Here is a 12,568-nt window from a genome sequence, read left to right as displayed (position 1 = left end):
ATATTGATTACGCCCATCACACCAAAAGTGATGGCGAGGCCAATAGCGGAGAGCAACAGCACTGAGCCTAAACTCAAACCAAAGAAAATATTTTCGGTTAAACGAAAGGCGGCTATGCGGTCTTCAATTGAATCCAGCGCAAATTGTGCCTGTTGTTTGACTTTTGCATCGGCATCATTGGTGGCGATTTCCAATAAAGCAGTGCGTACTTCTTGTTGCAGGCTACCGCGCAAAATCTGGATTGCATCCAAACGCATTTGCTGTTCACTGCTTTGCAAATTCATCAAGGCTACTGCGGCGGTGATGGCAGTACGCACGTCGTCATCCGGCTCGGTTTTTTGGCGCTCTTGTAACAGTGCAATAATATCTTCGTCCACGCCGTCGGCGATCATGCGATTGACTGCATCCAAACGTACATCAGCGTTTTTATCATTTAAGTTTAACGCGGCCAGCACCGTGCGTAGTTGGGTGCGCATGGTGTTGTTGATGGGCACACGTTTGAGTGATTCGGTGGCATCAGGAGCAATTTTTTCGCCGCTGATCGCGTTCACATAATTGCCAGATTTATCAACGACAGCGACAACTGGGTCACTGGATTTTTCGGCATAGAGGCTACCCTGTTGCAACGCGGCAATGACACCTGCAACGCGTGGGTCATCGAGCTTGCCCAATTTTTTAGCGGTTTGTGCGCGCTTGGGTAAACTGCCTTGGGTTAAGGCTTTGACGAGGGTGTCGAATTCAGGTTCTGCAATGGCAGATATTTCTGTTGGCGTAGCGTCGCTGGTAGTTTCTGCGATGTTGGCTGGTGTGGCCGCGTCTTGCGCAAAAACCGACGCTGCGCAGCAAAGTGATAATACTAGTATCAACTGCACTTGCCATCTTCCAAATAGCTGCATTGGATTTCGCATAATCTTGTCTCTGTAAAAGCAAATTGAAAATAATTTTTTTGGTAAGGCTTTTTTAATTTTTAGGTGATCTTTCTATTAATCTTTTTTCAAACGAATCTGTGGTGAGAGCAACTCGCTCCCAAGTTCAGCTTGGGAGCGAGTTGTATGCCGCTATTACTGCGCTGCAGCACCTAAGCATTTTTTGGTTTTGGTGTTGTAATTACCGCATTTCAATTTAATCCAATCTGATTCAAGATCTTTTGAACCATCAAGGAAATCAGACCATGCGTCACCTGGAACCAAACCGTCGGTTTGTGAAACGGTAAGGAATTGACCGTCTTCCTGGATTTCGCCAATCAATACGGGTTTGGTGATGTGGTGGTTCGGCAACATTTTGCTTACACCGCCAGTCAGGTTAGGTGCTTCAACACCGATGATGGCATCAACCACTTTGTCAGTATCAGTAGTACCGGCTTTCTCAACGGCTTTAACCCACATGTTGAAACCAATGTAGTGTGCTTCCATTGGGTCGTTGGTTACGCGTTTTGGATTTTTGATGAAGGCTTTCCATTGCTTGATGAAAGCAGCGTTAGCTGGATTGTCTTCGCTCATGAAGTAGTTCCATGCAGCAAGGTGACCTACCAGTGGCTTGGTATCGATACCGGAAAGTTCTTCTTCACCTACAGAGAAAGCAACAACCGGAATATCTTCTGCAGTGACTTTTTGGTTGCCGAGTTCACGGTAGAAAGGTACGTTCGCATCACCGTTGATGGTAGACACTACGGCAGTCTTTTTGCCCGCTGAACCAAAACGCTTGATATCAGACACAATGTTTTGCCAATCGGAATGACCAAATGGGGTGTAGTTGATCATGATGTCTTCTTGCGCAACACCTTTGGATTTCAAATAGGCTTCCAAAATTTTGTTGGTGGTACGTGGATAAACATAGTCAGTACCAGCCAATACCCAGCGCTTCACTTTCATTTCTTTCATCAGGTAATCAACAGCAGGGATTGCTTGTTGGTTTGGTGCAGCACCTGTGTAGAACACGTTGCGTGAAGATTCTTCACCTTCGTATTGCACGGGATAAAAAAGCACGCCGTTTAATTCTTCAATTACTGGCAATACTGATTTGCGCGAAACAGAGGTCCAGCAACCGAAGATTGCTGCGACTTTATCCTTGGTTAACAATTCACGGGTTTTTTCGGCAAACAATGGCCAGTTTGACGCTGGGTCAACCACAACGGCTTCCAATTTTTTACCGAGCAAACCACCTTTTTTGTTTTGCTCTTCGATCAACATCAGCATGGTGTCTTTCAGGGTGGTTTCTGAAATTGCCATAGTGCCAGACAGTGAGTGGAGTACACCCACTTTAATGGTGTCAGCGGCAGCAGCGCTAAACGATGCGATGGTCAGGCCGCAGGCGATACCGAGTGCCCCGACATGTTTTGCTATCTTCTTCAGCTTCATGGGTCTTTCTCCTAGATGGTTTTAATGACTCAGTGGTTTTAACTTTGGTGCTATGTTGTTTGTATAAACACCATTTTCCGGTAACGCTGTTAACGCTAATCGTGGGTGACAGATTTTTCTTCCTTAATCATTTTTTATGTGCTTCAGGCATAAAAAATGTTGTCACTCTATTTTTAAAAGTGTCGCAATTAATCCGGGTTCTGCTGCTGTGCTTCATAGAGCATGTGCAGTGTAATTTTCCGCACTTCGGCTTTACTCGCTTCGATATGCGTTTTTAAATAACTTTTTACATCCTCTGCGCGCCGTTCAATAATTGTGCGCAGGATTTTGGCGTGCTCATCGTAGGTCGCTTCAATGCGGTTGCGCTGGGTGAAATCGATCCGGCGAATAATGCGCAAGCGCTCAGTAATATCGTGATGGATGCGTGCCATTTCAGTGTTGCCGGTGGCTTCAATCAATTGTTCGTGAAAGCGTTCATCCAATGCACAGACGGTTGGGCCATCTTCCAAACGGTCTTCCGGTTTTACTAGCCAGATTCGTTTTAAATCTTCCAGCGGTGGCGCTGGTTCCATTTCGCATAATTTTTTAACTGCTGCCAGTTCCAGTACGATGCGTACATCGTAAAGCTGTTCAAATTGTTTAAAGTCAAAAGGTTTGACCTGCCAGCCGCTGCGAAAGGAAACATCGACAAAACCTTCGCGTTGCAGGCGCGCTAGCGCTTCACGTACCGGGGTACGGCTTGCTGCCACACGCTCGGCGATTTCATTTTCGCTAAACCGGTCGCCGGGCAATAAGCGAAATGAAAAAATATCGTCTTTAATTGTTTGATAAATACGCTCCGTTAAATTGGTGCGCGGTTCATCGGCTTTTTTTTTGGTTTTGTCGTGTTTGACTAATTTCATACTCGCTACCTTTTTTTCCCCCTCCTAACCTCCCCCTTAAAAATAGGGAGGGACTGATCAGTGCCTCCTTCAGTTCCTCCCCCTGACAAGGGGGAGGTTGGGAGGGGTTGAATTAATAAAAGGCCCGGGTTAATCCTCCTCAAGCACCAGCAACAAATCGCCTGCATTTACTTGTTTGCCTGGCTCGCAATGAATCGAACCAATTTTTGCAGCGCGATCGGCATATACCGAAAATTCCATTTTCATCGCTTCCACAATTAACAGTGGTTGATCTACTTCTACTAATTGGCCTGGCTCAACCAACAGTTTCCAAATGTTGCCGCTGATATCGGCGGTAACGGCATGGCCGTCAACGTCAATCGGGCCAGTCGATACTTTTGCTTGTAATGCTGCATCAACTTGCTTTTCTTCATCGGCTTGCCAGAGCGCAACTTCTTTGGTGAAAGCGGCTTGTTGTTTGGTTTTAAATTCAGCAATGCTCGCGGCATTGTCGTGCAGGAATTGTTCGTGTTCAGCGAGGCTAAAATAATCTTCTTCAATACGCAGGCTTAAACGGCCTTCGCGGAATGCTTCGCGCTGTGCCGTTAATTCTTCTTCAGTTACTTCGTAATAGCGCACGCGGTCAAAGAATTTTAATAACCAGGGTTCGCCATCTTTGAAGATCGGGTTTTTGAGGAATTTATTCCAGATCGGCAGTGTCCGCCCTACAAGCTGGTAACCGCCGGGAGAATCCATACCGTAAATACACATATATACGCCGCCGATTCCTACCGTGCCTTCGGCGGTGTAAGTGCGCGCCGGATTATATTTGGAAGTGAGCAAACGATGACGCGGGTCAACCGGTACTGCGCAAGGTGCACCGAGATACACATCGCCCAAACCCAACACCATGTAGCTGGTTTCAAACAGAATTTGTTTTACTTGCTCAACGGAATCCAGGCCATTAATACGACGCATAAATTCAGTGTTGCTCGGCAACCAGGGCGCTGTATCGCGCACGGATTGGCGATAGCGTGAAACTGCATCCAGTGTGGCCGAATCTTCAAAGGCCATCGGCATATACACAATGCGGCTCGGTACTTTGGTGTCGCGGGCATCGCCGAGTGTTTCTTCAATTACCAATAATTGATTGATTAATTGCTGTTGATGAATGACGCGGCTGTCGTAATTAATTTGCAGGGAGCGCACACCGGGCGACAATTCAATCACGCCTTCAATCGGTGATGCTTTTAATGCTTCCATCAACGCGTACACGCGCAGGCGTAAACTCAATTCAAGAATATTGTCGCCATATTCGAGCAGGATATATTTGTCGCCTGCCTGGCGATAACTGACCAACGGGCGGCTACCCTGCGGTGGCAATGCGGCAACGATACAATCGGAAATGGTGTTTTCCGGTTTAACAATGGGCGCGAGTAGTACTTCCGGTTGTACACTCAGGTTTTCAATTGCACGATCAATGGATAATTCCAGAGCCAGAGCTGCATCAAAACTTAACCGTTTGAAGCGAATTTTATCGCCGGGTTTTACCTGGCCAACCTTCCATAATTCCGCTTTTACAATCGTAACCGGGCAAACAAATCCACCGAGGCTGGGGCCGTCTTTGGTGAGGATGACTGGCATATCGCCGGTGAAGTTAATGGAGCCAACCGCATATTCGGTATCGTGAATATTGGATGGGTGCAGACCGGCTTCACCGCCGTCACTGCGTGTCCATGTAGGCTTTGGTCCATTCAGGCGAATGCCCAAACGGTTGGAGTTGTAGTGCACTTCCCATGCGGTTGAAAAAAACATGTCAATCGCATCTTCAGTGAAAAAATCTGGCGCGCCGTGTGGACCGTAAAGCACACCGATCTCCCATTCACTTGGATAGCTCGGGATTAATTCAACAGGTGCTGCTGCAGCGTCGTAAACCGGTGCCGGAGTAGTGCAGGCGGCAATTGCCGGATTGCTGATCGGCAGCATATCGGTGGCGCGCAAGGTGCGACCAGCGTGGCCACCAAATTGGCCGAGTGCAAAAGTAGAGCGGCTACCTAAATACACTGGTACATCAAAACCATTGCGCACCGCGAGGTAACCGCGACAACCTTGGTCAGCTTTACCGATCTCCAGAATTTGTCCGGCTTTAATGGCAACCGGTTGCCAGAAAGGAATTAATTCACCATCAATTTTTGCGGGTGATGTTGCACCCGTCAGCGCGATGGTTGCATCGCGATGGAATTTTAATTTTGGCCCGATGATGGTGTATTCCAGCGCGGCGGCACTTTCATGGTTGCCGACAATACGGTTGGCTAAACGGAATGCGTAATCATCCATTGGACCTGAGGGCGGAACACCAATGCTCCACAAACCGACACGGCCGGGATAATCCTGAACGCTGGTGTAAGTGCCTGGCTGTAATACTTCTACAACGGGCGCTTGATATTCAAAGCTGGCTAATTTATTGGTGGCAACATCACCGCTGCCAAAAAAATCGGTTGCGATAATTTGACGTAAGTAATCCAGATTGGTGGCGATACCTGCTGCGCGGGTTTCGTTCAGCGCGGTTTTCATTTTGCTAATGGCATCAGCGCGATCTTTACCGTACACAATAATTTTGGCGATCATCGGATCGTAATAGGGCGATACTTCTGTTCCAGTAGAAACCCAGGTGTCAATACGCGCTGATTCGGAAAAATGTACATCGGTTAATACGCCGGGCGATGGTTGGAAATCGCGCACTGGATCTTCGGCATACAAACGCACTTCAATAGCGGCGCCTTTCGGATTGATTTCGATATCCAGTTTTGGCGGAGTACCGGCTGCGGTGAGGATCATCCACTCAACCAAATCGACACCGGTACAGGCTTCAGTGATGGGGTGCTCTACTTGCAAGCGGGTGTTTACTTCCAAAAAGTAAAACGCATCGCGCGCGGCATCGTAAATATATTCAATAGTGCCAGCTGAGCGATAATTAACTGCTTCACCCAAGCTTTTGGATGCGGCCAATAATTTATCGCGCGTGGCAGCAGGCAAATTGGGTGCGGGAGTTTCTTCAACCACTTTTTGGTTGCGGCGTTGCAGTGAGCAATCGCGTTCACCCAGTGCGAGAACATTGCCTTTGCCATCGCCAAAAATTTGTACTTCCACATGACGGGCGTTATCGACAAAACGCTCGAGGAATACACCACTATCGCTAAAAAAGTTTTGCCCTAAACGTTTTACGCTTTCATAGGCGGCAATTAATTCTGCTTCGTTGTTGCAGCGAGTTAATCCGATACCACCGCCACCGGCAGTGCTTTTTAACATCACCGGATAGCCGAGCTGCGCGGCAGATGCGACTGCTTCGTCAATTGAACCCAACAAGCCTGTTCCAGGTGTAAGTGGCACGCCAGCTTTTTCGGCAATTTCACGCGAGGTGTGTTTCAAACCGAATTCGCGAATTTGTGCGGGAGTTGGGCCACAAAATGCGATGCCTTCTGCTTCACATTGCTCACAAAACTTGGCGTTTTCAGAGAGAAAGCCGTAACCGGGAATAATTGCCTGAGCACCCGTTTCCTTTGCGGCAGCGAGAATTAAATCGGATTTCAAATAACTTTCGGCGGCCGTATTACCACCAAGGCAGATAGCTTTATCGCAGGCGGTGACATGCGCGGAGTTGCGGTCGGCATCGGAATATACCGCAACCGATTCGATGCCCATTTTTTTCAGGGTCTTGGCAATGCGTACCGCGATTTCCCCGCGGTTGGCGATAAGTACGGTCTTCAACATGATTCTTCTCCGACTGTAATTTTTAAATTACTTTTGTAGTGATTTAATGTAGGTGCGCCATCCACCCAAATGCGTAATGTCCGTTGCGCCATTCACGGCCGCGCCTTCACAAATAAAACCTTTTACTTCGCGACCATCGTACAAACTCAATGTACCTATACCCAGCGGCGCAGGAATTAATGCAACAAAACTGCCGAACTGCTGTACGGGTACATCCCACAATTCCACAATAATTTCTGCACCTTCCGCTGCGCGAATCAAACCGGGTTTGGGCGGTGTGGTATTGGGTAGTGCGAACAAACGGTAATTGCTTGCGGTGTAAGTGCTCTCAACAAAAATTGCCTTGCGTTCTTGCAGCTGCACATTGAGTGGCATGCCGGTTAAATGTGCGCCGACGACAGCGAGGCGAACATAACCTTGCGGTGCTGTATTTTTTAGCGCGAGTGTCGGTGTTGGTTTAGCAGTAGCACCCAGCGATAAATTAACGCTGCTGTGCCATTTTTTTCCGAAGGCGGCGAGTGCGGCGTCTTGCCATGCTGGCGCAATTAGCGTGATACCAAATGGCAAACCATCCGCGCGCATGGTGGCAGGCAGTGCGAGGGCAGAGCAGTCGGCGAGATTCACAAAATTGGTGTAAGTACCGAGTTGGCTATTCACCACAACAGGATCGGCGTTGACTTCGGTAATCGTAGGATGACGCGGTGATGTGGGCACCAATAGCGCGTCAACATTTTTCATTAATAGTTGTATTTCGCGCGCGAGATCAGCGCGGCGATACTCAGCGCGGTAGGCATCAGTCGCGGAAAAATTAACCGCGTTTTCAACAATTCCACGCACAACATCATTCATATCGGCGGCGTGCTCTTGCATAAATTCGGCAATGGCTGCGTGGCGCTCGGCAACCCAGGGGCCGCCATACAATAATTGTGCGAGGGTAAACATCGGCGTGAAATCGATGGTGACTAACTCAGCACCAAAAGCAGAAATATTTTCTAATGTTTCCAACCAAGCGGCTTCAGCTTGCGTATCGCCAAACCAATTGGGTGATGCGGGGATACCAAAGCGCGGCTTACTGGAAAAATAGGTTGCAGCAGCAGGCGCAACGCGTGAGTAGCCATCGGTAGGATCAAATCCTTCCATCACACTGGCCACGGTTTCTGCATCGTCCACGATGAGCGCAAAAACAGAAACACAATCGAGGCTGCGGCAGGCAGGTACAACACCGGTGGTGCTAAAACGGCCTTTGGTAGGTTTTAATCCGACGATATTGTTGAAGCCTGCGGGTACGCGACCGGAGCCTGCGGTGTCTGTGCCCAAACTGAATGGCACAAGTCCATGCGCGACAGTTGTTGCGGAACCTGAACTTGAACCACCTGAAACATAATCGGGTTTAAAAGAATTGGGTACAGCGCCGTAGGGAGAGCGAGTGCCAACCAAACCTGTGGCAAATTGGTCAAGATTGGTTTTGCCGAGCACAATCGCACCGGCTCGTTTAAGGCGCGCTACTGCAGTGGCATCAACCTCGGGAATGTATGTGAATGCAGGGCAGGCGGCGGTAGTGGGAATGCCTGCGACATCGATATTGTCTTTTACCGCGAAGGGTACGCCGTAGAGCGGCAGGTCGCCGGGGTTGCCCAGGTTTTCCAATGCACCGAGCTGAGCATCTAATTCGGTAGCTGAAACGATATAAATCCAGGCTGTGTCATCTGCTTTGAGTTGCGCGCGCAGATCTTGCAGCGCAGCGCGCGCTACCAAGCCTTCGCTGCGGTAAGCGTTCAGCCACTCATTAATCGTCCAGCCTGTTGTTTGCATCATTATCGTTCCCGCAGTCAAATCTTAAATACAATCTTGGATACAAGTTTGTATTCAGCAGAAACTGTGCCAAGTGAAATTGGCTCGTTGAATGCCCTCGTGCTACAAGCACAAAAACCTTGTTATTCAATGAGTTAAATGACGTATAAAAACGGAAACGGGGATGATTATGGTTGGGTTTTGCAGGGATTTTTATGCGCTGAAGTTGTGCGTGCGAATTTTAGATGGGAGCTAAATTGGTGCGAGTGGTTCTTATCTGCATATCTCAATTTTTATAAATATTGAGATATGGGTACGAGTAATCTATAGTTCATCTCAATATTGTTGGTTTTTGAGATTAGTTGAGATGATTAAGCGGCCACCAGCGGAATTAGACATTCCTAGTCTTTGGAAAAAGGCATGGGAGGGCTTGGATGATAAAAATGAAATGTTGAAAATCTTATCGTATGCAGTGCCAGTTGATGAAAAGGGGCGGTATTTACCTTTTGATGAGTTTAGGCATCGCGTACCTCAAGCTTTGGGTGTGAATTTAGCCTGGGCGTATGTCAAGGAGTCCAGGCGATCATCGCGTCACTCTTTGGATGTAACGGGCAGCTCTTTGGAAAAAAGCAGCTATTTTTCTACCTCAATATTGCAGAAAACTAAAACGTTAGTTGATCAGTCTACTACCACTGCAGCGTTGGAATGGGCAAACAGAAAAGTAGGCGAAGAGCAGAACATTTCTTACATGCTGGAAGATTTATTTGAAGATGAGGCAATCAGTAGTAGTCAGCTAGAAGGTGCAGCCACAACTACCTTAATTGCAAAGGAGATGATCAAGCGTAAACGTGAGCCACGCAGTATTGACGAGAGAATGATTGTTGGCAATTTTAAAATGATGCAGTTTGTATGGGATAAGCGATCATTACCATTAACTACTGATCTAATAAGAGATTTACATTCTATTGGGGTAACGGGTATCGATGATGAAAAGTACGCTCCCGGTGCTTTTCGTGTGACTGATAATGTGGTTGTTGAAGATCGAGATGGAAACATAGTGCATCAACCACCTCCGTTAACAGGGCTTGAGGACCGTTTGCAATCACTGTGTGACTGGATGAATACCGATCATGATGAAATAGAAAGCCAGAGCTATATTCATCCACTTGTAAAGGCGATATGCATTCACTTTGTAATAGGTTATGAGCACCCATTCAATGATGGAAATGGCAGGGTTGCCAGGGCGTTGTTTTACTGGTTTATGTTCAAGAAGGATTACGGTGCATTCCGTTATATATCGATCAGTAATCTTTTGAAAGATGCTGCGACACAATATGGAAAATCGTATTTGTATACCGAAACCGACGAAATGGATATGACATACTTTATCGATTATCAATGCTCGGTGATTATGCGTGCTGTTGCTGCGTTTAAAGCACACTGCCAAAAATCGGTTGAGAATATTGCATCATTTAATGCGTGGTTATTTAACGCAGGCATTTATGGAAAACTGAGTGAAAAGCAAAAAGTGGTTTTTCAAGTCGCCAAAAGTAGTCCGAATACAATTTTTACCGCAAGGTATATCGAAGAAAAACTGAATTGTTCTTACAACACCGCCGCCACCGTATTAAATGGTTTAGTTGAACTAAATCTCTTTGATAAACAAAAAGACGGCAAAGAGTGGATTTATTCATTGCGTGATAAACAAGATATCCAGAAAAACTGGATCTCTTAAACACTGTTAGGGATGTATGTATGGCCATGAATTGGAAACAACTACTCTGCGCTGACCGCTTGGGTAATCGCACAGCAAAACATGAGGAGGGGCGGTCGCCGTTTCACTCGGATCACGACAAGATTATTTTCTCGGGCGCTTTTCGTCGCCTTGCGCGCAAAACGCAAGTACATCCGCTGGCCACAAATGACCATATTCATAACCGTATGACACACAGTTTGGAAGTGGCTTGTGTGGGGCGTACGCTCGGCATCCGTGTGGGCCAGGCGTTAAAAGATAAAGGTGATTTGCCTGCGCATATTTGGCCAACCGATATTGGCGATATCGTACAAGCCACTTGCCTTGCCCACGATATTGGCAACCCGCCGTTTGGTCATACCGGTGAAGATGCTATCCGCAACTGGTTCCAAAAAGAAGGTGCAGAATTTTTAAGGGATTTATCGCCCTCTGAGCAAGATGATATCCGAGTGTTTGAAGGTAATGCGCAGGGTTTACGCGTGTTGACTACCTCTGAGTATCACCAATTTCATGATGGCATGCGTTTGACTTATGCAACGCTAGCGTCATCAATTAAATATCCCTGGACTTCATCACCCACCGTTTTAGGACAGCGCCCAAAAGATGCCAAGTACGGCATTTTTCAAACGGAATTGGCACATGTGCATGAGATCGCACAAAAAACCGGTTTGATTGAAATGGGACCCGATTGGTATTGCCGCCATCCGTTGGTGTATTTGATGGAAGCGGCGGACGATTTTTGTTACGGCATTATTGATTTGGAAGACGGTTTGGAAATGGGCATTCTCAATTGGAATGAAATTTATGAATTGTTGCACCCTGTAATTTCTGATTCTGCACAGTTACCGGAATTGGAGCGCTTGCTGAAAAAGGTTAACGACGGACGCAAGCCAGCGCTGGTGCGCGGTAAAGTCATCGATGCATTTATCAATGCCGGTACAGCCGCGTTTATCAAGCACCAGGATGCTTTTTTGCGCGGAGAAGTGCAGGGCGATTTGATTTCGCTTTGTGATCCCAAAGTAAAAAATGCAGTGCAAGCCGCAAAGGATTTAGCCAAGCGAAAAATATTTAATCATTCGCGTCGGGTCGAATTGGAAATTGGTGCTTATACAGTGATAGGGACTTTGTTGAATACGATTTGCTCTGCTGTCTATGCATCGCTTGGCGATGTGTCGCAAATGACTTACAAAGACAATCGAGTAATGGCCTTGATTGGCGAGAATAATTTCCATCCTGATGTAAGCAGGCGTGGAGAAAATTACAAATATCTGGCGCTGATGGCCGTGATCGATTACATCAGTGGCATGACCGATAACTATGCGACTAATCTTGCTAAACAATTTAATGGTATGGGGTATTCGCAATACTAGTCAGTTGCTGCTTAAGTCATGGTGATAGGGAGGGGGCGGCTACTGTTGTGCGGTGGCGTGAGCTGAACTGCACCTGTCGAGCTGGAGTGGTCGCCAGCTTTTGGGGTGCAGTTTGGTAAGTGCAATTTTCAGCGTGTTAATTTGTGAGTTATTTACTTCGCGCCAGCCGCTTCCAAAGCAACTGCGTATTCTTCGCCATTGCGATGGGCTTTTACGACTTGCAGGAAGGTTTTGCCTTCCGGGCCGATTGCGTTTACATCTTTACCGGCTTCGATAAATAATTTTACAAAAGTGCCAAAGTTTTCGCCGCGCATGCCGCGATAGGCTTTTTCCAATAAATGGAAATCTGCATTGATGCCAGCAGGTGCGGGGTAATCCAAAAAGGTGGCGATGCGGGCTTCGTCGAAGATTTCGCCGAGGACTTTTTCTTTGTCTTTGCGTAGGCTCATTTCAATTCTCAACCGTTTAATTTTTTAATTAATAATTCATTCAGCGCTTGCGGATTCGCTTGGCCTTTTGATGCTTTCATCGCCTGGCCCACAAAGAAGCCGAGCATTTTTGCGCGTTTATCTTCGGCGGCGGCGCGATAGCCTTCTACCTGTGCAACATTGGCGGCAAGTATGTCGTCGATGATTTTTTCCAATG

Annotated in this window: 7 protein-coding genes and 2 pseudogenes; 2 read left to right on the top strand and 7 right to left on the bottom strand. The window is 47.2% G+C overall.

Going from position 1 to position 12,568, the window contains the following annotated elements; translation table 11 throughout:
• The 5 genes and pseudogenes from ACWA6V_RS08325 to atzF form a co-directional block, all read right to left on the bottom strand.
• Window positions 1-872 (bottom strand): annotated as a pseudogene (locus tag ACWA6V_RS08325) (urea ABC transporter permease subunit UrtB); the annotation flags it as partial.
• Window positions 873-1,061: 189 nt separating this feature from the next.
• Complete coding sequence (urtA, locus tag ACWA6V_RS08320; RefSeq protein ID WP_449522043.1) at window positions 1,062-2,357, bottom strand: urea ABC transporter substrate-binding protein; 1,296 nt, start codon at window positions 2,355-2,357, stop codon at window positions 1,062-1,064.
• 188 nt (window positions 2,358-2,545) lie between these two features.
• The gene (locus ACWA6V_RS08315; RefSeq protein ID WP_449522042.1) at window positions 2,546-3,259 is read right to left on the bottom strand and encodes a GntR family transcriptional regulator; all 714 of its coding nucleotides are present in this window, start codon (window positions 3,257-3,259) and stop codon (window positions 2,546-2,548) included.
• Between the two features lie 129 nt (window positions 3,260-3,388).
• Window positions 3,389-7,009, bottom strand: a complete 3,621-nt coding sequence (gene uca, locus ACWA6V_RS08310) for an urea carboxylase (protein WP_449522041.1) — start codon at window positions 7,007-7,009, stop codon at window positions 3,389-3,391.
• A 27-nt stretch (window positions 7,010-7,036) separates the two neighbouring features.
• Window positions 7,037-8,824 carry an allophanate hydrolase gene (atzF, locus tag ACWA6V_RS08305; RefSeq protein ID WP_449522040.1) on the bottom strand — a complete coding sequence of 596 codons (1,788 nt, stop codon included), beginning with the start codon at window positions 8,822-8,824 and terminating at the stop codon, window positions 7,037-7,039.
• A gap of 343 nt (window positions 8,825-9,167) precedes the next feature.
• Here atzF and ACWA6V_RS08300 point away from each other — a divergent pair, with 343 nt between their 5' ends.
• The gene (locus tag ACWA6V_RS08300) at window positions 9,168-10,535 is read left to right on the top strand and encodes a Fic family protein (RefSeq protein ID WP_449522039.1); all 1,368 of its coding nucleotides are present in this window, start codon (window positions 9,168-9,170) and stop codon (window positions 10,533-10,535) included.
• 20 nt (window positions 10,536-10,555) lie between these two features.
• Window positions 10,556-11,923 (top strand): deoxyguanosinetriphosphate triphosphohydrolase, encoded by a 1,368-nt coding sequence (locus tag ACWA6V_RS08295; protein ID WP_449522038.1) that lies wholly within the window; start codon window positions 10,556-10,558, stop codon window positions 11,921-11,923.
• Between the two features lie 152 nt (window positions 11,924-12,075).
• On the opposite strand, the gene ACWA6V_RS08290 is transcribed toward ACWA6V_RS08295, so the two are convergent.
• The gene (locus tag ACWA6V_RS08290) at window positions 12,076-12,372 is read right to left on the bottom strand and encodes a PA4642 family protein (RefSeq protein WP_310075458.1); all 297 of its coding nucleotides are present in this window, start codon (window positions 12,370-12,372) and stop codon (window positions 12,076-12,078) included.
• Window positions 12,373-12,380: 8 nt separating this feature from the next.
• A pseudogene (gene gatB / locus ACWA6V_RS08285) lies at window positions 12,381-12,568 on the bottom strand (Asp-tRNA(Asn)/Glu-tRNA(Gln) amidotransferase subunit GatB); the annotation flags it as partial.

The sequence above is a fragment of the Cellvibrio sp. genome (assembly GCF_053579595.1).
The sequence above is the reverse complement of the archived record's forward strand: the minus strand, read 5'-3'. Positions and strand labels throughout refer to the sequence as shown.